General features: G+C 61.5%; 17 protein-coding genes and 1 tRNA gene. 14 read left to right on the forward strand and 4 right to left on the reverse strand.

Translation table 11 applies throughout. From position 1 onward, the window contains the following. Positions 1-35 precede the first annotated feature (35 nt). Positions 36-476 carry a metallopeptidase family protein gene (locus tag GRF63_RS15030; protein WP_419865966.1) on the reverse strand — a complete coding sequence of 147 codons (441 nt, stop codon included), beginning with the start codon at positions 474-476 and terminating at the stop codon, positions 36-38. A gap of 63 nt (positions 477-539) precedes the next feature. On the opposite strand from GRF63_RS15030, the gene GRF63_RS15035 reads away from it, so the two are divergent. The 5 genes from GRF63_RS15035 to GRF63_RS16600 all read left to right on the forward strand — a co-directional run bounded on the left by GRF63_RS15035 (position 540) and on the right by GRF63_RS16600 (position 8825). Then, a tRNA-Ser gene (locus GRF63_RS15035) sits at positions 540-630 on the forward strand. A 357-nt stretch (positions 631-987) separates the two neighbouring features. Then, complete coding sequence (locus GRF63_RS15040) at positions 988-2604, forward strand: carboxylesterase/lipase family protein (protein ID WP_337189687.1); 1617 nt, start codon at positions 988-990, stop codon at positions 2602-2604. Positions 2605-2864: 260 nt separating this feature from the next. After that, positions 2865-5108, forward strand: a complete 2244-nt coding sequence (locus tag GRF63_RS15045) for a TonB-dependent receptor (protein WP_160486827.1) — start codon at positions 2865-2867, stop codon at positions 5106-5108. A gap of 157 nt (positions 5109-5265) precedes the next feature. Continuing rightward, positions 5266-7935, forward strand: a complete 2670-nt coding sequence (locus GRF63_RS15050) for a glycoside hydrolase family 2 TIM barrel-domain containing protein (protein ID WP_237392517.1) — start codon at positions 5266-5268, stop codon at positions 7933-7935. Positions 7936-7955: 20 nt separating this feature from the next. After that, positions 7956-8825 (forward strand): TIM barrel protein, encoded by an 870-nt coding sequence (locus tag GRF63_RS16600; protein ID WP_160486829.1) that lies wholly within the window; start codon positions 7956-7958, stop codon positions 8823-8825. Positions 8826-8842: 17 nt separating this feature from the next. Here the strand turns inward: GRF63_RS16600 and GRF63_RS15060 are convergent, their stop codons facing one another. Both GRF63_RS15060 and manD read right to left on the reverse strand, forming a co-directional pair. Further along, positions 8843-9727 carry a sugar kinase gene (locus GRF63_RS15060; protein ID WP_160486830.1) on the reverse strand — a complete coding sequence of 295 codons (885 nt, stop codon included), beginning with the start codon at positions 9725-9727 and terminating at the stop codon, positions 8843-8845. Between the two features lie 37 nt (positions 9728-9764). After that, on the reverse strand, positions 9765-10973 hold the full coding sequence (gene manD, locus GRF63_RS15065) for a D-mannonate dehydratase ManD (protein ID WP_160486831.1): 1209 nt from the start codon (positions 10971-10973) through the stop codon (positions 9765-9767). A gap of 106 nt (positions 10974-11079) precedes the next feature. On the opposite strand from manD, the gene GRF63_RS15070 reads away from it, so the two are divergent. Genes GRF63_RS15070 through GRF63_RS15095 form a run of 6 tightly spaced genes read left to right on the forward strand, consistent with a single transcriptional unit; the run spans position 11080 to position 17435 of the window. Further along, positions 11080-11829: a FadR/GntR family transcriptional regulator gene (locus GRF63_RS15070; protein WP_160486832.1), complete on the forward strand. Its 750-nt coding sequence runs from the start codon at positions 11080-11082 to the stop codon at positions 11827-11829. Positions 11830-11855: 26 nt separating this feature from the next. Further along, a complete protein-coding gene (gene uxaC / locus GRF63_RS15075) occupies positions 11856-13265 on the forward strand; it encodes a glucuronate isomerase (protein ID WP_160486833.1) in 1410 nt (469 codons plus the stop codon). Next, complete coding sequence (locus GRF63_RS15080; RefSeq protein ID WP_160486834.1) at positions 13262-14635, forward strand: mannitol dehydrogenase family protein; 1374 nt, start codon at positions 13262-13264, stop codon at positions 14633-14635. The genes uxaC and GRF63_RS15080 overlap by 4 nt, the downstream gene beginning before the upstream one ends. A gap of 37 nt (positions 14636-14672) precedes the next feature. Then, on the forward strand, positions 14673-15677 hold the full coding sequence (locus tag GRF63_RS15085; RefSeq protein ID WP_160486835.1) for a TRAP transporter substrate-binding protein: 1005 nt from the start codon (positions 14673-14675) through the stop codon (positions 15675-15677). Further along, positions 15670-16155 carry a TRAP transporter small permease gene (locus GRF63_RS15090; protein ID WP_160486836.1) on the forward strand — a complete coding sequence of 162 codons (486 nt, stop codon included), beginning with the start codon at positions 15670-15672 and terminating at the stop codon, positions 16153-16155. Before GRF63_RS15085 ends, GRF63_RS15090 begins: the two co-directional genes overlap by 8 nt. Then, the gene (locus GRF63_RS15095) at positions 16152-17435 is read left to right on the forward strand and encodes a TRAP transporter large permease (protein WP_160486837.1); all 1284 of its coding nucleotides are present in this window, start codon (positions 16152-16154) and stop codon (positions 17433-17435) included. Before GRF63_RS15090 ends, GRF63_RS15095 begins: the two co-directional genes overlap by 4 nt. Before the next feature lie 24 nt (positions 17436-17459). On the opposite strand, the gene GRF63_RS15100 is transcribed toward GRF63_RS15095, so the two are convergent. Beyond that, on the reverse strand, positions 17460-18344 hold the full coding sequence (locus GRF63_RS15100) for a LysR family transcriptional regulator (RefSeq protein ID WP_160486838.1): 885 nt from the start codon (positions 18342-18344) through the stop codon (positions 17460-17462). 158 nt (positions 18345-18502) lie between these two features. Here GRF63_RS15100 and GRF63_RS15105 point away from each other — a divergent pair, with 158 nt between their 5' ends. From GRF63_RS15105 to GRF63_RS16755, 3 genes are all read left to right on the forward strand, one after another. Continuing rightward, entirely contained in the window at positions 18503-21034 is a 2532-nt protein-coding gene (locus GRF63_RS15105) for a TonB-dependent receptor (protein WP_160486839.1), read from the forward strand. 221 nt (positions 21035-21255) lie between these two features. After that, positions 21256-23130, forward strand: a complete 1875-nt coding sequence (locus GRF63_RS15110) for a DUF3604 domain-containing protein (RefSeq protein ID WP_160486840.1) — start codon at positions 21256-21258, stop codon at positions 23128-23130. Further along, positions 23127-23984: a peptidyl-prolyl cis-trans isomerase gene (locus GRF63_RS16755; RefSeq protein WP_160486841.1), complete on the forward strand. Its 858-nt coding sequence runs from the start codon at positions 23127-23129 to the stop codon at positions 23982-23984. The genes GRF63_RS15110 and GRF63_RS16755 overlap by 4 nt, the downstream gene beginning before the upstream one ends. Positions 23985-23999 lie beyond the last annotated feature (15 nt).

A 23999-nucleotide genomic window follows, 5' to 3' on the forward strand; every position in this document is an offset into this window, starting at 1 on the left:
ATTACGCGCCGCGGCGTGGATAGGTCCGAATTGCCCTAGCGCACCTGTTCTTCCAGCGCGTGCATATCATCGTCGAACAGGCCGAAGTGATGCCCGATTTCGTGGATCAGCACGTGGCCCACAAGATGCTCGAACGTCTCGTCCCCGCGCTCGCACCACTCCAGCAAGATCGGCAGGCGGAACAGGCGGATGCGATCGGGCATGGTGCCGGAATGCTCGATACTGCGCTCTGTCAGCGGCAGGCCTTCATAAACACCGGTCAGTTCAAACGGATGTTCTATGCCCATTTCTGCCAGCAGTTCATCCTCGGCAAAATCCTGCACCTGGATAACGACATTGCCCAGGTGCGCGGCGAATTCAGCGGGCAGTTTTCGCAATGCTGCCTGCGCTGCGGCTTCCATGTCCTGAATGGAGGGAGCAAGTCCGATGTCACGTTTCATGGTGCCCGGAATAGGGCCACTGAAACGCGATGTCATTACGCTGCTTGTCTTTCCCGCAGAGCTTCGCTAGGTGCCCGCCTTCTGCCAAGACAGGCATGCGGAGCGGTGGCCGAGTGGTCGAAGGCGCACGCCTGGAAAGTGTGTATACGGTAACCCCGTATCGTGGGTTCGAATCCCACCCGCTCCGCCACTTACCCCAAGACTATCCCGCGATTACTTGGGCACCGCGCAGGCGGGTTTTGAAAAGACCATTGGCGTAGCGGCACAGTCATTCGCTGACTGGATACCGCGTTTCATGCGCTCGAAATTTCCTGGTGTTGCACGTCTGGTCCGGCCGGTGCGCTATGATGATTTTTGATGTCGCGAGGTTGTCGATTCATTTCTTGAGACGGGCAGGGCGAGTGAGTTTTTTCGCGCCTCGTCTCGATCTTGGGATGAGCTCTCCACTTAAACTGCCTCATTTGCCCTTGTGACCGATGATCGCTACCGATAATTGGTCAGTCCGATTGATGCCGATTGGTATTTGGACGGCTTGGGAGAGTTGAGAGTGAAACACCTGTATCGCATGCTGCCCGCCGCAGCCCCTGCCCTGACGATGGCCCTATCGATTGCCTCGCCCGCAGCCGCGCAAGACCATTCGCCAGAGACGCCAGACGTCTTGGAAACGAAGAACGGGCCTGTCGATGGCGTGATGCTGGATACAGGTGTGGAGGCCTATCTCGGCATTCCATACGCCGCGCCCCCGGTGCGAGAATTGCGCTGGCGCCCTCCTGCCCCCGTGGAGAGCTGGACCGATGTGCGCCACGCCGATCGGTTCGGCCCGCAATGCATGCAGCCGCTGCGCGGTCCGATGACCAATCAGTATTCCGGCGCCGAGGTGATGAGCGAGGATTGCCTCTATCTCAATGTCTGGGCCAAGCCTGGGCTGAGCGATGCTCCGGTGATCGTCTATATTCACGGCGGGGCCTTTTTCGTGGGTGCTGCCAGCATGCCGCTGTATAGCGGGCAGCATCTGGCCGAGCATGACGCTGTCGTCGTCAATCTGAACTACAGGCTTGGCGCTCTTGGCTTTCTTGCCCACCCTGAATTGACGGCGGAATCAGAACAGGGCGCATCGGGTAACTATGGCCTTCTCGATCAGCTTGCGGCGCTGGAATGGGTGAGAGACAATATCGCCGCGTTTGGCGGTAATCCCGACAACGTGACGATCGTGGGGCAATCGGCAGGTTCGATGTCGGTTCTTGCCCTGCAGGCCAGCCCGCTGGCGGATGGGCTGTTTCATCGTGCCGTGGGGATGAGCGGGGCGCTGATCGGCGATATGGGCCCGATGGCGATGCCCTCGCTTCCCAAGGCAGAGGCCGACGGCGTGCGTATCCAAGAAATCTGGAACACCTCCTCGATCAAAGAGATGCGCGGGCTGGCGGCTGATCGCATGCTCGATCTGCCGCGCTCTCCCGGTTCTCCGCGTGTGGGGCCGAACACCGATGGCTATTTTCTGCCGCAGACGATCCAGCAGACGCTTTCCCAAGGCAAGCAGATCGACGTTCCTCTGATCGTCGGCTTCACGCGGGATGAATCATTCGGCGGGTTTGGCCGCGTGGCCGGTCTGGCGGAATATCGTACCAAGGCGCAGGATCGTTTTGGTGACAGGGCGCAGGATTTTCTCGCGCTGTATCCCGCATCTACCGATGCAGAAGCCAGTGCCCAAGCCGCCCTGGCGGACCGTGACAGCACGATGGCGCTGGGCATGTATGAATGGGCTAGCCTGCAGCAGGCCAATGGATCGGCCCCCGTCTTCAGCTATGAATTTGCGCAGGCGCACCATTATCCCGAAGGCGTGATGATTGCGGGCCATGATGTTCAGAACGCCGGCGCCTATCACACGTCGGAAGTGCCATTCTGGCTCGGCACTTTGGAAAGTTTCAACATTTTCAGGCCGACGCGTGCCTGGAATGAGGACGACAGGGCGCTCAGCACGGCTATGCAGGCGGCGCTGGTGTCCTTTGCAAAAAGCGGAGATCCCGCGTCCGGCGCGATGAACTGGCCGAAGTTTGACGAAGGCGATGCGCGGCTGGTTCTACTGAAGTCGGGCGATATCGGTCTAGCCCCTTGGCCATCGCAGCAGCGGCTGGAATTCTTCCGCAGCCTGAACGGCGGCGGATAATAGCTGCTTCCATGATCAATCAGGCCTAGCTGGTAAGACCAAAACGTTGCTTTCTGGCAACAGGTCTGACTTGATCTCGTTCTGGCTACCGTATTGAGGATGCCTTCTACCCCGGTTTACCGATGGTTACCGCGGTTTATCCCGCGCCTTTAGAAACATCGCGGCAAGTCCAATTTGCCGTTGTGGTAAGGCCAATATTATGGCAAATGCGTTGCAAATTTGTGCAAACACAAATGCGTTTACTGCAAGGGAGTGGATTAATGACTCGAACGGCTCGTCCAATTTTGAAGGGCACTGGCTCGGCTATTGCAACTGCGGGCGTTCTCGCTCTGGCGGCAACGGCTGTTCCGGCCCACGCGCAGGAACAGGTGAGCGAGGAACTGGGCAACACCATCGTCGTGACCGCCCAGAAGCGCGAACAGAACGTTCTGGAAGTTCCGGTCGCTGTGACGGCGATTGGCGATAACGTGCTCGAAGCAGCGCAGGTGAATGAATTTGAAGACCTTACCAGCGTCTCTCCTTCCCTGACGATCACTGCCGGTGGCAGCCAGGCGGGCCATTCGATCGCCCTGCGCGGCGTCGGCACGGTGGCATTCTCCACCGCCGTTGAATCCTCGGTCCTCGTGGTGGTGGACGACGTTGCCCTGCTGCAGGCCGGGCAGGCATTCTCCAGCATCAGCGACCCGCAGCGCGTGGAAATCCTGCGCGGTCCGCAGGGCACGCTGTTCGGCAAGAACGCGTCTGCCGGTGTGGTAAACATCGTCACCCGCGACCCCACCGACTACTTCACCGGCTATGGACAGGTCTCTGTCACCGATGACGAGCAGTATCGCGCCGAGGCCGCGCTCTCCGGCCCGATCAACGATGCTGGCGGTTTCCGCGTCAGCGGCTACTGGTCCGACTATGACGGCTATCTCGACAATCTCACCACCGGCTCCACGCTTGGCGGCGAGAACACCTGGGGCGTGCGCGGCAAGCTGCAGCAGGAATATGGCGCTGTCACCTTCACCCTGACGGCAGACTATGGCGAAGCCACTGACAGCCTTCTGCCCGACACATACCTGCGCGTTGACCGTGCCAATGGCGCCAATGCGGATTACGACCTTACCGGCATCACGCCCGGCAAGGATAACAATGTGGTGCGCAACAATGTTGACCGGTTTGGCGATAGCGACCAGCTGATCGCCTCCTTCAAGGCCGATATCGACCTTGGCTTTGCCACGCTGTCCTCGATCACCAGCTACCAGGACTGGCGCTATGATTCGATCAACGATCAGGATGGCACGGCAGACGCGGTGATCCGCCACGACACCACCTATAATGCAGAGCAGTTCGCGCAGGAAATCCGCCTGACATCGCCCACCGATGGGTTCTTCGATTACATCGTCGGTCTGTATTATTCCGATGGCACGACGGATCGCTCCTTCATCCGTACGTCCCCCATTCCGCCGCTCAAGCAGAACTGGGATTCTGCGGCCGACACCACCAGCTATGCCGCATTCGCACAGCTTGGTTTCGATATCTCGGATACCACGATGCTCACCGTGGGTGGCCGCGTGAACCATGAAAAAATCGGCGTGTTCTTCCAGGATAACCGGCCTGCAACGCCGATCCAGTATTCCGGAAGCGATTCCGAAACCGCTGTTACCGGCAAGATCGCCCTGCAGCAGTTCTTCGACAACGGGCTGATGGCCTTTGCCTCGATTGCAACCGGCTACAAGGGACAGGCCTACGACGTTTCCTCTGGCTTCGATCAGCGCCGCGCTGACAATCCCATCGCATCCGAAGACAGCATCAATTACGAGATTGGTCTGTCCGGTCGTGCCCTGGGTGGTGACGCGCAGTTCCAGCTTGTTGGCTTCTGGACCGATTACGACAATTTCCAGGCCCAGGGCGTGAACGCCCAGCTGCTGGCTCCGCAGTTCGAGCTGACGAACGTGGGTAAGCTGCGCACGCGCGGTATCGAGTTCGAGACCTATTACTCGCCTACCGACACCCTCACGCTTTTCGGCTCGGCGGCCTATGTCGATGCGCAGATCCGGGAATTCCCCGATGCGCAGTGCTATTTCGGCCAGACCGCAGCAGAGGGCTGTGTGTTCGATCCCACGATCAACCAGCCGGTGCAGGATCTTGCTGGCGAACAGCTCGGCAACTCGCCGGACTTCAAGTTCAACATGGGCTTCGATTACTCGCAGCCGATCAGCCAGAGCATCTCGCTTTTCACCAGGGGTAACTACACCTGGCAGAGCGCGGTGAACTTCTCGCTGTCGCAGAACCCCCGCACAACTCAGGTCTCCTACGGCATCGCCAACCTCGCAGTTGGCATCGAAGGACCTGAAGACAGCTGGGCATTGTCGGTCTTCGTCAACAATTTGTTCGACAAGGCCTACGCCTCGCGGATTATCGACGATACCAACCCGCGCAACGATCCCTTCGTTCTTACCCAGCAGTTGCCGCGCAACTATGAACGCTACTTCGGTGCACGTCTCCGGTTCGGGTTCTAATCTCTCCTCACCCCCGCCCCGCCTTGCGGGTGCGGGGGTTTCCTTTAGACCGGCCAGCGCGCCGGCATTTGAAGAAAATTCGCACAACAGGAAATTCTAAATGGTCTGCACAACTGCGCGCCGAGCGCTCGTCGGAATATCCCTCCTTGGGCTGACGATGCCATCATTAGCCGTCGCGCAGGAGGGGCAGGCTGGCGCGCAATCCGCCACGGCCCAGCAGGACCATTCGACACCGCGCCAGCGGATCGAGCTGAAGGATGGCTGGCAGTTCAACCTCGTCGGTCCCTATGGCGAGCAGGGCGAGTTTGCTGCGCCCGAAGCGAGCGAGTGGGAAACGGTTTCCGTGCCGCACACGTGGAACCGGGTGGGCTATTACCTTTCGGACCCCGAAACGCATATCAACACGCCTGAGAACATCGAAAAGACGCAGGGCGTCGGATATTATTTCACCCGTTTCGAGGCACCCGAACTCTCCGATGGAGAGCGTGTCTTCCTCGAATTCGACGCTGTCAGCCGCACGGCAGAGGTATGGCTGAATGGCCAATACCTTGGCGGCCATCGCAACCCGTTCGGCAGGTTCCGCCTGGATGCGACTGACCTGATCCGTCCCGGCGCCGCTAACGAACTTTACGTGAAAGCGGACAACACGCAGCCCGCCGAAGGAAACAGCACGGCTGACGTTCTGCCCATGACGGGCGATTTCTTCGTGCGCGGCGGCATCTATCGCCCGGTAACCCTGGTGGTGACCGAGCCTGTACATTTCGACATGCTAGATCATGGCGGGCCGGGCGTTTACGCGGCCACCACCAGTCTGTCCGACAACGCCGCCGAAATTGCGCTGAATGGCCGGGTCACGAACTCTTCCGCGTCGCAGGCTCCGGTCACTGTGGTCGCCAGCCTGCGTGACGCCTCCGGGGCGCAGCTCGCGTCCTGGCAGGACGATGTCGTCATTCCGGCGGGAGAAACGCTGGAAGTGGAGGGAGCCCTGAAGGTTACCTCTCCGCGCCTGTGGGATGGTCTGAACGATCCCTATCTGCACACGCTCAGTTTCGAGCTGCGCGCTGCTGACGGCACGGTTCTCGACACCGTCGACCAATCCTTCGGCATCCGCCAGATGGAACTCGATCCCGAACGCGGGTTCCTGCTGAACGGCCGCCCCTACAGGCTGCTTGGCGCCGGTTTCCACCAGGACACGGAAGCCACCGACTGGGCCGTCTCGCCAGAGCAGGTGGACGAAAGCCTGCGCATCCTGCTGGACATGGGGGCAAACTCCATCCGGCTTGCGCATTACCAGCACGGCACGCCGGTTCACGATCTTGCCGATCGCTATGGCATCGTGCTTTGGGACGAGATCGGCCTTGTCACCGCATGGACGAACGCACGCGATCAGGTGGAGGCACCTGAGGGCATAGTGGAGAACGCGCGCCAGCAGCTGCGCGACCTTGTGCACCAGAATTACAACCACGCCTCCGTCGCCGTGTGGGGCATCGCCAACGAGGTGGATTTCGGACCCGGTCGCCCGGATTTCCTCGGCCGTCCGCCCGAAGAGGTGGCCGATCCCATGCCGCTGCTCAACAATCTGGCAGCATTGTCGCGCGAACTCGATCCGCGCCGCGCCGTCGTCCTCGCCAATTGCTGCGAGGATCGCGGCATGGAAGACGTGCCGGTGGTGGCAGAGGCGGTGGATGCCGTGGGCGCAAACCGATATTTTGGATGGTATTACGGACAGCCGAACCAGCTTGGCGCGCATCTGGATGACTTGCGCAAAAAGCATCCCGACATCCCTGTGTCGGTCAGCGAATATGGCGCAGGCGGCGCGCCGAACATGCACACCGATGATCCGCTGGGCGGACCGATCGACATGGCCGGTCGCACCCAGCCCGAGGAATTCCTGACGTGGTATCACGAGGAAAACTGGCGCCAGATGGCGGACCGCGATTACCTGTGGGGCGTGTGGCTGTGGAACGCCTTCGACTTCGGCACCACCGTTCGTGCCGAAGGTGACGCGCAGGATATCAACACCAAGGGCATCATCACCTACGACCGCGATATCCGTAAGGATGCCTTCTATTTCTACCGCGCCAATTGGTCTGACGAACCCACGGTGCACGTGCAGGGCCGCCGCTATGTCGATCGCGCCTATCCGGTGACCGATGTGCGCGTGAATTCCAATGCGCCGTCCACCACGCTGATCGTCAATGGGGCGCAACTCGATACCAAGAGCGATTGCGACCAGAACGTGTGCGTCTGGAGCGACGTCACGCTATCGACCGGCGAGAATAACATCGTGGCGCGCGGCAATTTTGATGGCGATCCGGTCGAGGATGCCATCGTCTGGCAGGTGGATGAGGAGCAGGCCAATGCCTTCCGCATCGATAGCGGCGCAGTGGTTGCCGCCAATGCCGAGGTGCAGTTCGGATCGGACGATTTCTTCGTCGGCGGCAGCGCCGGCAGCACGGATCAGCGCGGGGGGCGCGGCAGGCAGGCCGTGTTTGCAGAGATTGCAGGAACCGACAGGCGCGATATCGTCTCCAGCTTCCGCCAGGGCGATTTCAGCTATCGCATTCCTGCCAAGGCAGGGCGTTACCAGGTCACGCTCACCTTCGTGGAGCTGGACCAGCCAGCCGGTGCGCGGGTGTTCAACGTGGCGGCAAATGGCGAGACCGTATTGTCTTCGTATGACATCGCCCAGCGCGCCGGTGGCACGTTGAAGACGGTGACCGAGACGTTCGACGTTGTGGCCCAGAACGGCGGCATCGACCTGACCTTCTCGCCCACTGCGGGGCAGGCCCTTGTCTCGGCCATCGAAATCGTGCCGCAGAGCTAGGACCGCGCGTGATACCGCCGGTGGCTGGCAGACGCGAAGTCATCGCCGGTATCGCGGGACTGGCGGCGGCTGGGTGCACTCCCCACGCGCTGCGCGCGCCAGCCTCGCGCGCGCCGCTCGGCCTTACCCACCTCACCGTCGCGCGCGAACTGGCGGGCGATTACCTTGGGACGCTGCGCCGCGTGAGGGCGCTGGGATACACGCGTTTCGGCTTCCCATTGGGTGCCCAATCGCCGCGCCACATTGCGCAGCGCGATCCTGTCGAGGTGGCTGCCCTGTGCCAGCAGGCCGGGCTTTTGGTCGGAACCGTGCGCCTGGCCTACACCGACGACTATCAGCGGCAGATGCAGATCGCCCGCAGCATCGGCGCGACCATTGTTGCCCAATCCGCAGCGGACGTTTTTTTCACAGGACCGACCCCCGGCGAGACGACCCGCGCCGCTTTCGAGGAATGGTTGCTCCGCCTCGAAACGATGGCAAGGGCGGCGCAGGACGAAGGCGTTCGCCTCGTCTATCACAACCATGACTGGGATCACGTGCCGCTGGACGGCAAGACGCCGCTGGAACTGATTGCAGAGCGGTTTGCACCCGGCGAAGTCGATTTTGAGATCGATCTGGGATGGGCAGCGGTAGCCGGTGTCGGCCCTGTGGCGCTGCTGGAAAATCTCGGCCCCCGCGTGCTTTCGCTCCATCTCAAGGATCTGGATCGTGGCTGCGCCGGCGATGATTGCAGACGCTTCGTCGCGCCGGGTGAGGGCGACCTTGGCTACTCGCAACTCATCCCCCGTATCCGGCGCATAACCGATGCGATCGGCTATGTTGAAGTGGACGACCCGGTGGATGGCATGCAGGCAGCGGCCAGTGCCGCGCGCAACCTTACCTCCAATTAGCTGACGGGTCTTCGGCGTCAGTCCTTGGTTGGATAGGGGGCAGCGGCATCCGCTGGCGGGATGGCGCCTGCGCGCATGATGGTCCACGCAGCCAGAGCGTTGCCCTGTTGGGCAGCCTTGCGGGGATCGGTACCATTCAGGCGCGCTGAGAGATATCCGGCGTTGAACGCATCGCCTGCGCCGCTGGTGTCCACCGGGTTCAGGACCGTTTCCGGCGCAAGGATCTCTCCGTCCGGCAGGCGGCAACCTTCGCCGCCAAGCTTCACCACGACCTCGGCGCAGCCCAAGCCATGCCAATGGTCGGCCACGCCCTGCGCATCGATTGGGCCGCCGATAAGCTTCTCGTCATCAAGTGTAGGCAGGCCATGGGTCGCCACCGCAATCGCCTTGTCACGCCACAGTGCGGCGGACTGCGCGCTATCCCACAGGTTGGGCCGGTAATTGGCGTCGAAGGCCACCTTGCGCCCGTCCTCCCGCATCCGCGCGGCGAGCGAGAGCAAGGCATCCTTCCCCGCATCCGGCAGGATAGCGAGGGAAATCAGCGAAAAGGCCAGCATTTCGGCCTGCGCCATCTGCTCAATCAGATCGGCGCTGCCGGGGAGGGCGAAAAGCTGGCGCGCTGCGCTGTCGTTTCGCCAGTAGGTAAAGCTGCGTTCCCCCGCCGCATCCAGCGAGATCGCGTAAAGTCCCGCGCCGCGGCGCGGATCGGTCAGGATGGTGGAGCAATCCAGACCTTGCGTTTCCCATGCGGATCGCAGCCGTTCGCTGAAGGTATCGGCGCCCAGAGCGGTGGCAAAACCCACGTCGCAGCCGGATCGTGCCATGTGGATGGCCGTATTCAGAGTGTCGCCGCCGTAGCCGAGCCGGTAATCGCTGCCCCCGGCCTGCCGCAGTTCGACCATGCCTTCGCCAACGAAAATTATGCGGGCATTGGCCAAATCACCAGTTCCACATGCTGCCATCTTCCAACCGGGCGACCGGCAGATAGGCGGGCTTGTAGGGATATTTCGCGGCCAGCTCCTCGTCTATGTCCACCCCGTGACCTGGCGTCTCGCCGCAATGCAGGTGACCATCGGCGAAGGTGTAGTCATGCGGGAAGACCGCGTCCGTCTCCTCGGTATGGCGCATGTATTCCTGAATGCCGAAATTGGGCACCCAGGTATCGAAATGGAGCGCGCAGCCCATGGTGACAGGGGAGAGATCGGTCGCGCCGTGGCAGCCGGTGCGAACCTGGTAAAGGCTGGCAAAGTCCGCGATGCGGCGCAGGTGCGTAAGGCCGCCTGCGCTCACGACTGTTGCGCGGATATAGTCGATCAGCTGGTTCTCGATCAAGTGCTTGCAGTCCCAGATCGTGTTGAAGATCTCGCCCACCGCAAGCGGGGTGGAGGTGTGCTGGCGCACCAGCTTGAAGGCTTCCTGGTTCTCTGCCGGTGTGCAGTCCTCGAACCAGAACAGCTGATAAGGCTCCAGCATCTTGCCGAGGTTCGCCGCTTCCTGCGGGGTGTAGCGGTGGTGGCCGTCATGCAGCAGGTGATGATCGAAACCGTAGGTATCGCGCAGCTTTTCAAACAGCTTGGGCACGTAGTTCAGCGCCTTGCGCGTATCCCATCCGGTGACGGAGGGAAGTTCGGCATCGGCGGGCTCATAATGCAGGGTGCCGCGGCCAACGCCATAGGCATCCTTAACGCCCGGCACGCCGCTTTGCGCGCGGATGGCCTTGTAACCCATGTCGATATATTTGCCGACTGCATCCACCGTCGCCTCGATATCGGAGCCATTGGCGTGGCCATACACCATCACCCGATCCCGGCTGCGACCGCCCAGCAACTGATAAACCGGCATTCCGGCCATCTTGCCCTTGATGTCCCACAGGGCCATGTCCACCGCCGCAATGGCCCGCATGGTAACAGGCCCGCGCCGCCAGTAGGCACCGCGATAGAGATATTGCCAGATATCCTCGATATTGCGCGGATCCATGCCGATCAGGCAGGGGATCACGTGATCTTCCAGATAGGAGACAACCGCCAGTTCGCGTCCGTTCATCGTCGCATCGCCGATCCCGTAGACGCCCTGATCGGTTTCGATCTTGAGGGTAACGAAGTTTCGTCCCGGGCAGGTGACAATAACTTTTGCTGACTGGATTTTCATGCGAGACCCCGGATTTATACGACTGGCAATATGCAGTCCTTGACGCCGCCATTTTGGTCTGTCAAGTTTCGAAAATCGGTAAGTCCAAAAAGGCAGAGAGAGACATATGAAGGCGCAGGCAACACCCCGTCTCTACAAGGAAGTGGCAGCAAAGCTGTTGCATGAAATCCAGTCGGGCAATTACGCCATCGGCGCGCGCCTCCCCGCGGAACGTGATCTGGCCGTTAAATACGACGTCAGCCGACCGGTAATTCGCGAGGCCATCATCGCGCTGGAGGTGCAGGGCCTGGTCGACGTGCGCGTCGGCTCCGGCGTGTATGTCCACTCCACCACGGGGCAGACAAGCACACCGGCTGGCAACGTCTCCGCTATCGAGCTTACCGAAGCGCGCCTGCTTATCGAAGCCGAAGTGGCCGCGCTGGCAGCTTCGCAGATCACGGACGAGGAGCTGGCCGAACTGGAATCCCTCGTCGTCCAGATCGAGCAGGAGAACAAGACCGTCGGCGGCAAGGAGGAGGCGGACGCCGCCTTCCATCTCGCCATAGCAAGGGCCACCAAGAACAGCGCGCTGGTGGAAAACGTGGAGCGCCTGTGGGAACTGCGCAATACCTCCAGAGAGGCGGCGCTTTTGCATGAAAAGGCGCGCCACGCGAACATTAAGCCCGTGGTGGACGAGCATACCGCCATCCTTCGCGCCATGCAGGAAAGAGATCCCGCCGCCGCGCGCAACGCGATGCGCACCCACCTGCTGCAAGTTCTCGACAGCCTGCTTTTCGCGACAGAGCAACGCGCGGTCGACGAAGCGCGCCGCACCGTGCAGGCCAAGCGCGAACGCTACTCCCAACTGACGGCCTGAGAAGACCGAGAAAAGTTTTCACCACCATGCACAAGCTCAGTCTCCACCCCGACCGGCTCTTCCCGGCGCACGATGCCACGCGTTCGATTGCGCGCAAGCTGTACGAAAGCGTGCGCGATCTGCCGATCATCAGTCCGCACGGACATACCGATCCATCGTGGTTCGCCAAGAACGAGAATTTCACCAACGCGACCGATCTGCTGCTGGTGCCGGATCACTACCTGCTGCGCATGCTCTATTCGCAAGGTATCCCGCTGGAATCGCTGGGCGTGCCCGACGCATCGGGCGCGACCAGCGCCGATCCGCGCGAGGCATGGCGTCTGTTTGCCGCCAATTATCACCTATTCCGCGGAACGCCGTCGCGCATCTGGCTGGACTGGGTGTTCAGCGAGGTATTCGATCTGGACGTGCTGCTGTCAGGCGAGACGGCAGACACCTATTTTGACACGATAACCAATGCCCTCCAACGCGAGGAATTTCGCCCGCGCGCGCTGTTCGACCGTTTCGGGATCGAGGTGATCGCGACGACTGAGAACCCTCTCGATACGCTGGAAAGCCATGCCACGATCAGGGATTGCGACTGGAACGGGCGGGTGATCACCGCCTATCGCCCCGATCCGGTGATCGACCCTGAGTTCGAGGGCTTCCGCTTTAACCTGGATGCTCTCAGCAAACTGACGGACGAGGATTGCACAAGCTGGAAGGGCTATCTTGCCGCGCACCGCCAGCGCCGCGATTTCTTCCGCGAAATGGGGGCGACCTCCACCGATCACGGCCACCCTACGCCAGCGACGGCGGACCTGTCTGAGGCCGAGTGCGAAGATCTGTTCCGTAAAGTACAGTCCGACACGGTGGACCCGGCAGATGCGGAACTTTTCCGCGCGCAGATGCTGACGGAAATGGCGACGATGAGCCTTGATGACGGGCTGGTGATGCAGATCCACCCCGGATCATTCCGTAACCACAACCCGGCGTTGTTCGATCGTTTCGGCAGGGACAAGGGAGCAGACATTCCCGTCCAAACCGAATATGTTCATGCGCTCCAGCCGTTGCTGGCGAAGCACGGCAATGATCCGCGCCTGTCGCTGATCGTCTTCACACTGGATGAGACGACATATGCGCGCGAACTGGCGCCGCTGGCGGGCCATTATCCGGCGCTGAAGCTGGGCCCGGCGTGGTGGTTCCACGATAGCCCCGAAGGCATGCGCCGCTATCGCCGCATGGTTACCGAGACGGCCGGTTTCTACAACACTGTGGGCTTCAACGATGACACGCGGGCGTTCCTGTCCATTCCCGCGCGGCATGATCTCGCCCGCCGCATCGACTGCGGTTTCCTAGCAGAACTGGTGGTGGAGCATCGGCTGGAGGAATGGGAAGCTGCCGAGCTGGCGCAGGACCTCGCCTATAATTTCGCCAAAGCGGCCTACAAGCTGTGAGGCTTTCCAGCGAAATTGTCAGCCGGTTGCCAGACGCTGTTGCGCGTCCCGGTTACGACCGCGCACAGCCCTGCGGCATCGTGCATTTCGGCATCGGCGCATTCCACCGCGCGCATCAGGCCGCCTATACCGATGCGTGTATGGGGGCGGGCGAAAGCGGCTGGATGATAGCCGGTGTATCAATGCGCTCTGCCAGCGTGGCCGATCAGCTAAACCCGCAGGACGAGCTGTACACGCTGACGGTGCGATCTGCCGGTGAGAGCGAAACGCGCCTGATCGGTTCGGTTGCAGAGGTGCTTGTCGCCGGGCCTGATCGCGATCGGATCGTCGAGCTACTTGCTTCTCCCGATTGCCATGTCGCGACTTTTACCGTCACCGAGAAGGGTTATTGCCGCAAGTCGGACGGATCGCTGGACTTCCCGAAGGCGGAAGACGGGTTCTACCCAATCCTCTGCGACGCGCTGGCGCTGCGGCGCGATGCGGGCGTGGCGGGCCTCTCGCTGCTCAGCTGTGACAACCTCTCCGGCAATGGCAAGCAGCTGCGCCGCCTGATGCTGGAATGGATCGAAGCCAGGGCGCCTGATCTGCGCGACTGGTTCATCGAAAACTGCACCACGCCCGATATGATGGTGGACCGGATCGTGCCCGCGTCATCCGATGAGGATCTGGACAGTCTGGAACAGCGCATCGGCATGCGAGACGAGGGCGCGGTATTCACCGAGGCCTTTACCCAGTGGGTGATCGAGGATGATTTCGCTGGCCCGCGTCCTTCGTGGGAGGATCACGGCGCGCAGATCGTTTCCGATGTTGCACCCTTCGAAACCGCCAAGCTGCGAATGCTGAACGGCGCCCATTCCCTGCTCGCCTATGCCGGGTTGGACCACGGGCATACCTTTGTTCACGAAGCCATTGCCGATGCGGCGCTGCGCAGCCTTGTGAAGCAATTGATGACCGAGGAAGCAGCCCCCACCATTGCGGCGGGCGATGGCCAGGATCTCGATTCTTATGCTGACGAGCTTGTCGCGCGGTTTGAAAATCCGGCGCTGAACCACAGGCTGGCGCAGATCGCGATGGACGGCAGCCAGAAAGTTGGCCAGCGCTGGCTTGAAACACTTGCGATCCAGCAGTCGCAGGGCAAGTCCTGCGAAGCCATCCTGACCGGCATCGCCCATTGGCTGAACCATGTCAGCGGCGATGTGCGACAGGTGGAAGATCCGCAGGCGGATAGCTTGCGCGCAATCTGGCAGCAGGCTGGCGCGGACGGCGTTGTGCTCGCGGTGTTTGGTGAAGGCGGTCCTCTGCAATCGGATTGGACGCCGAGCGAAACCGAAGTCGCCTTCATCGACGATAGATTGACGGCCCTTCGATGAGTTGTCTCGGCGGACTCCCCATGCCGGACGCACCCTCATGCTCCGCCTGAACCGGCGCGCGGCCATGCTGGCGGCTGGGGCTTCCTGCCTGTCCGCTTCGCTGGGCGGCTGCGCACAGGGAAGCCGCGCCTTGCTGGCGGCGGATAGCCAGCCGGAAAACTACCCCACCGTCGCGGCCTTGCGCTTTTTCGCTAGCGAACTGGCGCGGCTCACAGGCGGCAGGCTCAAAGTCGATGTCTACCCGTCCGAACAGCTTGGCAGCCAGAACGACACGCTGGAACTGGCCCAGCTAGGCGGTATCGATCTCGTGCGGATCAATTCCGCGCCTCTCAACGTGCTGGTGCCAGAGACGCTGGTGCCCTCGCTGCCGTTCCTGTTCCGCTCCATTGCGCACATGCGCAGCGCCATGGACGGCGAACCCGGCCGCGCTATCCTTGCCGCGCTGGAGACCCACGGGCTGATCGGTCTCGCCTTTTATGAAAGCGGGGCGCGCTCCATCTACACGGTCGATCGCCCGGTTCGCGAACCGCAGGATATGGCGGGCCTGAAGATCAGGGTGCAGACCTCTGACCTGTTCGTCTCCATGATCGAGGCGATGGGCGGCAACGCGACGCCCATGGCCTATGGCGAAGTCTATCAGGGCATGGTGCAGGGCGTGATCGACGGGGCGGAAAACAACTTCCCGTCCTACGAAAGTTCGCGCCATTTCGAGGTTGCCCCCGTCTACAGCCTGACGCGGCACGTGATGGCGCCAGAGATATTCGCCATGTCGAAGCGGAGTTGGGACAAGCTTTCGCCCGATAATCGCGAGGCCGTGTTGCAGGCAGCGCGCGCCTCCGTTCCGGTCATGCGCGAAATCTGGGACGAGCGCGTGATCGAATCGCGCCAGATCATTACTGCTGCCGGTGTCCAGATTATCGAGGATGTCGACCGGGCTGCGTTCAGCGAGCGCATGCAGGCTGTGTGGTCCACCTACGCCGATACGCCCGCACTGGGCAGGCTGGTGGACGATATTCGCAACATGGGTGAAACCGATGCTTGATCGCGTGAGCCGCATCGTCAGCCGGGTGCTGCTTTGGGCATCCGCGCTTTCGCTGGCGCTGATGGTGGGCATCCTCACCTGGCAAGTGTTCTCCCGCTATGTGCTGGACAGCAGTCCTGCATGGGCAGAGCAGTCGGCGCTGGTGCTGATGATCTGGATGACCTTTCTCGGCACCGCATCCGGCATTGCCGAAGGGTTTCACATCCGCATCGTGGAAGGGGTGAACAGCCTTGCTCAGCCATGGCGGGCACGTGCGATCGGATTGGCCAATGTGCTGATCATCATTGCGGGTATCCTGTTCCTTGTACTGGGGGCGCAGCTCGTCGGCGCGACATGGAACAATGCGGTGCCCACGCTGCCGCTGACGCGCGGGATGGTCTATCTCGTCATTCCCGCTTCGGGCGCGCTCATGGCGCTGTTTGCCTTGCAAAAACTGCTGAAGGGTGAGGAAATCGCCGGAAGTGCAGGCAGCGCATGACACTGATCCTGCTCCTCCTGATCCTGCTGGCGGCAATGCTCTATCTTGGCGTACCGGTGGCGATCTCGCTGTTCCTTTCGGCGGGCGCGATCCTGCTGGCGCTCGACATTCCGCTGGTTGTCGCGGCGCAGCGCATGTCCGCGGGTGTGAACGTCTTTACGCTGATGGCTATCCCGCTGTTCATCCTGGCAGGCGAGTTGATGACGCAGGCCGGCATCGCCCGCCGGCTGGTGAACCTCTCGGAATCCACCCTCGGTTCCGCGCCGGGCGGGTTGGGGCAGGTGACGATCCTCTCTTCCATGCTGTTCGGCGCTGTGTCCGGTTCCGCTCTCGCAAGCGCCTCCGCCATGGGCTCCGCCATCGGGCCTGAAATGCGCAAGCGGGGTTTTGACGCTGATTACACGGTGAATGTTTCCACCACCGCATCCATCACGGGCCTGCTGATACCGCCCTCCCACAACATGATCATCTATGCCACGGCTGCGGGCACCGGCATCTCCATCGGTGATCTTTTCCTGGGCGGCGTGGTGCCGGGCATACTGACGGGCCTGGCGCTGATGGTGGTGGCAGGCATCGTGGCCATAAAGCGCGGCTATCCGCGCGGCAGCTTCCCCGGCGTGCGGCCATTGCTGCGCGCAGCGGTGACGGCGATGCCCGGTATCCTGACTGCCGTGATTATCCTCGTCGGCATTCTTGCCGGGATATTCACGCCCACCGAAAGCGCGGCAATCGCCTGCGCCTACACCTTGGTGATCGGCATCGTGGTCTATCGCGATCTCGATCTTGCGGGCCTGCGCGCCGCATTTGTGAACAGCGCGCGCACCACGATCATGGTGATGTTCATCATCGCCACCGCATCGCTGTTCGGCTGGGTTCTGGCGGTGCTGCAGGCCCCCACACAGCTTGCAGAGCTGCTAGCCCCTGCAATGGCCAGCCCCTTGCTCACCCTGATCCTGATCGCGGCCATGCTGCTGGTGCTTGGCACATTCATGGACATGGCCCCGCTGATCCTGATCACCACGCCCATCTTCCTGCCCATCGCCATGGAGGTGGGCATGGACCCGGTGCAGTTCGGCGTGATGCTGATGCTGGCACTGGGCATCGGACTCCTGACCCCGCCAGTCGGTTCGGTGCTGTTCGTGGGTTGCGCGGCGCAGGGCATCCAGATCGGCCAGGCGCTGAAAACGATTTGGCCGTTCTATATCGCCCTGCTGGTTGCGCTGCTGCTGGTGATCTGCGTTCCGGGGCTTTCGCTCTGGCTGCCGCAAATCATCGGCTGATCGGCAGGCAGGTCAGCTGCGCTGTCAGACAAGTTCGAGGCGCGTGACGAAGGATTGGGCCACGCGATCGAAGCTCGCCTTGTCCACGGACTTGTGCGCTATCAGGCACAGGTGTGCGAGTTCGCAATCTTTCGATAGCCGCACCAGTTCTCCCGCTTCCACGGCAGCGCGCTGATGCCAGTCGAAGAACACGGCAGCGCCGTTTCCTTGCAGGACCTGCTTCGTCACCAGTTCGATGAACTGCGGCGCTTCCACCCGCTTGGCCTGCTCCAACCCTGCAGATGCCAGCAGCCTGCCATCGGAAAAGTCGGTATTGGCGCGTTTGGAGTAATCCAGGAACCTGACTTCGGATGGAAGCATTCCGCCGCTTTTCAAAGCAGAGGCGACTGACGGCGCAGCGAATAGCGAGAGCGTCTCTGTCCGCAGGATTGACGATCGCAAGCCGTCTACGCGGCTGCCGCGAGCGCTGCGATACAGGCTCATGCTCCCGGGGGTTTTGCGTACCATATCGATCGGGTCCTCGCTGTCGTCGATCAGCTTGAACCTGGTGCCCGCCGGCAGTCCCGCCAGTTGCAGCCCCTCGTATTGCTGCTTTACCCAGTCGCTCATGAACCCGCGCACATAGATTACCGGGTTGTTTGACTGAACGGCCAGCCGCGTCGCGTTCTCGATACGATGCCGTGCCGCCAGGCTGAATTGCGCATCGTCGAGCAGCTGTCGCCCCAGCGGCGACAGCTTCACGCGCTGTCCGCGATTGCGTTCAAAAAGCCGTCCGCCGATATTGGCTTCCAGCGCCTTCAGGTGCTTGCTGACCGTCGGCTGGCTGACATCCAGGTGTTCAGCAGCCAGCCGCACGCTCTCAAGCTCGGCAACCGTGACGAAAATCTCGATCTGGCGGGTGGTTGTCATGACCTGCTATTACCATTTGGCTATCACTTTGATAGCCCTTACCTGCGTTGCCTTCCAATCTTTGATTGCTCAACTATAATGCGACTTGGGGTCACTCCATGGGTGACTTTCGACGATGGTTCGAGCCCTTAAACGGGGCCGATTGGGGAGGAAGAATTTTGAAACGAACAGCCTATTTCAGCACCACTGCGTCCTTTGCTCTGGCAGCCGCATGTATTGCCACCACCGCCCATGCACAGGACGCTGGGGACAGCGAAGTGCGCGAAGAGGAACAGCGCAATGTCATCGTGGTGACCGCGCAGTTCCGCGAGCAGGCCCTGCAGGATACGCCAATCGCCATTACGGCGGTGACTTCGGAACTGCTGGAGGCCCGCAGCCAGACCGAGCTTGTGGAAGTGGCACAGCAAGCGCCAAGCGTCGTCTTGCGCAACTCCACCAGCGCCTTTGGCAACTCCATCTCTGCATCGATCCGCGGCCTTGGCCAGATCGACTTCAACCCGCAGTTGGAGCCGGGCGTCGGCATCTATATCGACGATGTGTACTATCCGCGCCTGACAGGCGCCAACTTCGATCTGTTGGATGTCGAGCGGGTGGAAATCCTGCGTGGTCCGCAAGGTACGCTTACGGGCCGCAACTCCGAAGGCGGCGCCATCCGTTTCGTCAGCCGCCGTCCCGACGGGTCAAACACCGGCTATGTCGAGGGGACATATGGCAGCCGGCAGAAAGTCGGCGTTCGTGCAGGTGCCGATTTCTCTCTGACGGACAATCTTTTTGCCCGCGTATCCGGCTCTTTCAAAACGCAGGACGGCTATGTCGACCGGATCGATTACGGCTGCGCATTCCCAAGCAGCGGCATTCCTTCCAGCACGCTGGATAATGACTGCGTGGTGGAGAAGCTGGGCGAAACCGATTACAAGGCTGCGCGCGGCATGCTGCGTTACGTGCCCACCGACTCTATCGATATCACCATCAGCGGCGATTACGTGAAGGACACCGGGAACAACGGTGCCGAAGTCCTGCTGTATCTCGACAATTCCAATCCCAACGTCCTGACAGAGAACGGCATTCCGGGCGATTCACGCTTCGTCTGCGGTGATTTCTGCAACTATGCGAGCTATGGCCAGTCCGGCGGCACTTTCGTCGGCAGCTTCATTCGTCCCGATGCCGATGGCGTGGAATTGCTGGATACCCGCGGCTATGATGATCAGCAGCGCTACGAAAGCTGGGGTGTCTCAGCCAATGTCGAGATCGACATTTCAGAGCGTTTGCGCCTGACCTCCATCACCGCCTACCGCGAATTCACCAACTACTTCGTGAGCGATGCCGACATGGCCCCCACACGCCTCAACTTCGGCGTGAACGATGTCGACAGCGATTTCTTCAGCCAGGAACTGCGCCTCAACGTCGATCTGGCAGATTGGGCTGTGCTGACCGTGGGTGGATATTACTCCGAAGAAAATACGACCTACGATACGCTGCAGGATCTGCGCTATGTCTCGGCCGGGCCGAACCCAATCTATCCGCTCCAGTTCCTTGGATCGAACCCTGTTGAAACGGATAGCAAGGCGGTTTTCGCGACAGCCATCCTCGATCTGACGGAAAGGCTGACGCTCACCCTCGGCGGTCGTTACACCGATGAAAGCAAGTCCACGCTGTTCGGCCGGTTCAATTACGATAACACCACGATCAACCGCTTCGTAGATCCTGTCGGCGCATTCTATGGCGCTGGCTACAATGGCCCAGACACGGCGGACTTCAACAACAACGGCAACACTTCGGAAGTCGTGACCGCGCTGACGGGCTTCGTCGGCACTTACGAGGGCGATCGCTTCGATTACCGCGTCTCGGTAGACTATCGCTTCAGCGATGCCCTGCTCGCCTATGCGACGATCTCCACCGGCTTCAAGGGCGGCGGCATCGCGCCGCGGCCGTTCAACGCGGCACAGGTGCAGCCGTTCGGGCCGGAGGAGTTAACGGCATACGAACTCGGCCTGAAGACAGACTTCTTCGACAATCGCGTGCGGTTGAACCTTGCAGGTTTCTACAACGACTTCACCGATGCCCAGCTGACCCTGCTTGCCTGCCCCCAATTCGGCGGCCCCGGCCCCTGCGCCCTGCCGCAGAACGCGGGCGATGCCACGGTGAAGGGGATCGAGGTCGAACTGAGCGCAGAACCGGTCGACGATTTCGACATCAACGCCTCGCTCTCCTACCTCGATTTCGAGTGGGACTGCGTGGTGCCAACGGTTGTCGATCGCACGGCTGACCCGTCTGCCCCGTGTTCCAGCGATCCGGCCGTGGTCGATCTGCTGGCTACCCCGCCGCGCGGTGTGGCAAACTGGCAATGGTCAGTCGGTGCGCAATATCGCGCAGACCTGGGCGATGCGGGATCGCTGACCCCGCGCCTTGATGTGAGCTATCAGGGAGAGCTGGTGTCGGGCGCCACCGTGCCGGCTCCCGGTTCTCCGTCAGACCAGTTCGGCACGATCGAAGCCTACACCCTCGCCAATGCCCGCCTGACGTGGCGCAATCCGCAAGAGGATCTCTCGATCGCTCTCGCGGTGACGAACCTGCTGGACAAGTATTACCAGCCCAACAAGTTCGACCTCACCGGCGCGGGGGCAGGCTTCATCACCGCTTCCGTGGGTCGCCCGCGCGAATGGTCTGTAACGGTCAGGAAGGAGTTCTAGGCCTTTCCTGCATCGAGGCGGCGGCTCTTATACCTCCCTTTGGGGGTCGCCGCCTCGATATCCTCGAGATCAACTCAAGCTCAGGCCGTGATGCTGAGGAATGCGATCATGAAGGAGCGCTGGGCGACATATTTCTCCGTCGCATCCGGCATCCCGTTATCGAAAGGAACCGAGCCATTTCTACAGGAACGCGCATGGACTTCGCCGGTGTATTATCGCCTATGACACTGCGGTTTGGCCTGTCCATATCGCTGGCTCTGGCCCTGGCCGCCTGTTCCCAGGCGGAGCCTGCGCCGATGAACGATGGGGAGGTGGCGGCAGTCACCCTCGATCCGGCGCCCGCCGATGGCGACCGGCAATTGCTGTGGGGTGACACGCACGTCCATTCGCGTAACTCCACCGACGCTTTTGCCAGCGGTGTCGGCAGCGTGGATATCGACACGGCCTATCGCTTCGCACGTGGCATTCCCGTGGTCTTCCGGAAGACCGGCGAGCGTGTGCAGATCGACAGCCCGCTCGATTTCATCGTGATGGCCGACCATGCCGAGAACCTGGGCATCAACGCGCGGGTCGAACGCGGGGACGAGCAGGTGCTGTCCACCAGCCTTGGCAAAAGCTGGTGGGATATCCTGCAAACGGACGGCGCGCAGGCCATGACCCGTGCGATCATGGGCCTCAGCATATCGGAAGAAGAGCGAAACGATTACCTGGCACCTGTCCTGACGGACGCGATCCGGCAGACGAGCTGGGACGAGCAGATCGCGGCGGCAGAGCGGCACAACAGGCCCGGCGAATTCACGGCCATGATCGGCTGGGAATGGAGCTCCACGCCCAACATGCGCAATCTGCACCGCGTGGTGATGACCAATGTGAATGGCGATGTGGCGCGCCAGTTCCTGCCCTTCAGCTACTATATCTCCGACAGGCCCGAAGACCTGTGGTCGTTCTTCGAACAGACCCATGCCCGCACGGGCGCCGATTTCGTCGGCATGCCGCACAATTCCAACCTTTCCGACGGACGCATGTTTGCGACCACGGACAGCGACGGGGATGATTTCACCGTCGATTACGCCCGGCGTCGCAGCCGGTGGGAACCGGTGGCGGAAATCACCCAGTACAAGGGCACCAGCGAAACCCATCCGCAGCTTTCCCCGACAGATGAATTCGCCGATTTCGAACTGCGCAACATGCTGCTGACGGGGCAAGCAACTGCCGTCAGCGAGGGATCGTATTTACGCAGCGCGCTGCTGAACGGCATGAAAGAACAGCAGCGGCTTGGCGTGAACCCGTTCGCCTTCGGCATCGGCGGGGCAAGCGACAGCCACACCGGCCTTTCTTCCCAGCGCGAGAACAGGTTCGAAGGAAAGATGGCGGAGGATCATTCTCCGGCAGAGCGCCTCGGCCCGGACCGTGTCGCCAGCATCTTCCCCAATGTCGAGATGTCGGCTGGCGGCCTCACCGGCATATGGTCCGATGCCAATGATCGCCAGTCGATCTTCGATGCCTTCCGCCGCCGGGAGGTGTTTGCCACCACCGGGCCACGCATTGGCCTGCGCATGTTCGCAGGGCAGAACTTCACCCGGTCAGACCTGTTGTCCCCGCAATTCGGCCGTATCGGCTATGCCAAGGGGGTGCCGATGGGCGGCACTCTTTTGCCGATGCGAACCGGACAGGCGCCGCAGTTTGCGATTGTCGCGGTAAAGGACCCCGCAGCCGCCAATCTTGACCGGGTCCAGGTCGTGAAGGGGTGGATCGATGCCAATGGCGTGGCGCGAGAAAAGGTCTTCAACGTCGCATGGTCGGGCGAGCGAAGCCTGCGCGGCGATGGCACTTTGGCCGACGTTGGCAACACGGTGGACCTGGCCACCGCGCGCTATACGAACACGATCGGCGCGGCAGAGCTTTCGACGCTGTGGCGTGACCCTGAATTCGACCCCGCGCAGCCTGCGTTCTACTATGTTCGCGTGCTGCAGATCCCGACGCCGCGCCAGCACGTGTTCGATGCGCTGGCCATGGGTATCGACCCGTTGACGATCGACCTGCCGCCGACGATCCGCGAACGCGCCTGGTCCTCTCCGCTCTGGTACATGCCGTGACATTTGCGAAATGGCGGCGCGAACCGCTGGTCCATTTCCTGCTGGCCGGTGTCGCCATGTTCGTGGTGGCCAGCTGGTGGGAAGGGGGCAGCGAAGATGCCAACACCATCCGCCTTGAAGAAGAAGACCTGCTGAACTTCATGCAGGGCCGGGCGCAAGTTTACGATGCACCCACGTTCGATGCCTTGCTGGCGAAGATGCCCGCAGAGGAGCGGGACGCGCTGATCCGCGATGCGGCGCAGCAGGAAATGCTGTATCGGGAAGGCCAGGCGCTCGGGCTTGCAGAAGCCGATCCGCTGGTCCGTCAGCGCGTGGTGCAACAGATGCGGCTGATCCTTGTTGAGGAAGCCACCTCCGGCCTTGAACTGGATGACGCCGATGTCGCTGCCTATTTCGATGCCAACAAGGATCGATATGCGACTGCTCCGTCGCTTTCCTTCACCCATGTCTTTCTGCGCGATCCTGCAACCCGTGCAGACGCAGCTGAGCTGCTGGCTCGCCTGCGGGCAGACAATGTTTCGGCGGATAGCGCAGGGCAATATAGCCAGCGCTTCCTCTACCAACAGAATTATGTCGAGGCGGACAAGGGCGTGCTGGAAAGCCACTTCGGCAGCGAATTTGCGCACACGGCCTCCGCGCTGGAGCCGGGGCGCTGGCAGGGGCCGGTGAAATCGCAACACGGCTGGCACCTTGTCCTGCCGCTGGAAAAGCTGGGCGCGAGGACGCCCGAACTGGCAGATGTGGCGGACCAGGTTCGTGAAGACGCGCTTGCGGAGCGTCGCCGCGAAATCCTCGACACGGCTATTGCAGAGCGGCTTGCCAGCTATAATATTGAGCTGGCCGGCGACCTTTGACGCCGATGCTGCGAT

This window comes from Aurantiacibacter rhizosphaerae (assembly GCF_009807005.1).
GTDB classification, from domain to species: domain Bacteria; phylum Pseudomonadota; class Alphaproteobacteria; order Sphingomonadales; family Sphingomonadaceae; genus Alteraurantiacibacter; species Alteraurantiacibacter rhizosphaerae.

Excerpts from the sequence above, each read along its gene's own strand:
- GRF63_RS15070 (WP_160486832.1), top strand. The coding sequence starts at position 11,080 with ATGAAGGCGCAGGCAACACCCCGTCTCTACAAGGAAGTGGCAGCAAAG.
- GRF63_RS15095 (WP_160486837.1), top strand. The coding sequence starts at position 16,152 with ATGACACTGATCCTGCTCCTCCTGATCCTGCTGGCGGCAATGCTCTAT.
- GRF63_RS15050 (WP_237392517.1), top strand. The coding sequence starts at position 5,266 with ATGCCATCATTAGCCGTCGCGCAGGAGGGGCAGGCTGGCGCGCAATCC.
- GRF63_RS15100 (WP_160486838.1), bottom strand. The coding sequence starts at position 18,344 with ATGACAACCACCCGCCAGATCGAGATTTTCGTCACGGTTGCCGAGCTT.
- GRF63_RS15060 (WP_160486830.1), bottom strand. The coding sequence starts at position 9,727 with ATGGTCGAACTGCGGCAGGCCGGGGGCAGCGATTACCGGCTCGGCTAC.
- uxaC (WP_160486833.1), top strand. The coding sequence starts at position 11,856 with ATGCACAAGCTCAGTCTCCACCCCGACCGGCTCTTCCCGGCGCACGAT.
- GRF63_RS15090 (WP_160486836.1), top strand. The coding sequence starts at position 15,670 with ATGCTTGATCGCGTGAGCCGCATCGTCAGCCGGGTGCTGCTTTGGGCA.
- GRF63_RS15030 (WP_419865966.1), bottom strand. The coding sequence starts at position 476 with ATGACATCGCGTTTCAGTGGCCCTATTCCGGGCACCATGAAACGTGAC.
- manD (WP_160486831.1), bottom strand. The coding sequence starts at position 10,973 with ATGAAAATCCAGTCAGCAAAAGTTATTGTCACCTGCCCGGGACGAAAC.
- GRF63_RS15045 (WP_160486827.1), top strand. The coding sequence starts at position 2,865 with ATGACTCGAACGGCTCGTCCAATTTTGAAGGGCACTGGCTCGGCTATT.
- GRF63_RS15110 (WP_160486840.1), top strand. The coding sequence starts at position 21,256 with ATGACACTGCGGTTTGGCCTGTCCATATCGCTGGCTCTGGCCCTGGCC.
- GRF63_RS15085 (WP_160486835.1), top strand. The coding sequence starts at position 14,673 with ATGCTCCGCCTGAACCGGCGCGCGGCCATGCTGGCGGCTGGGGCTTCC.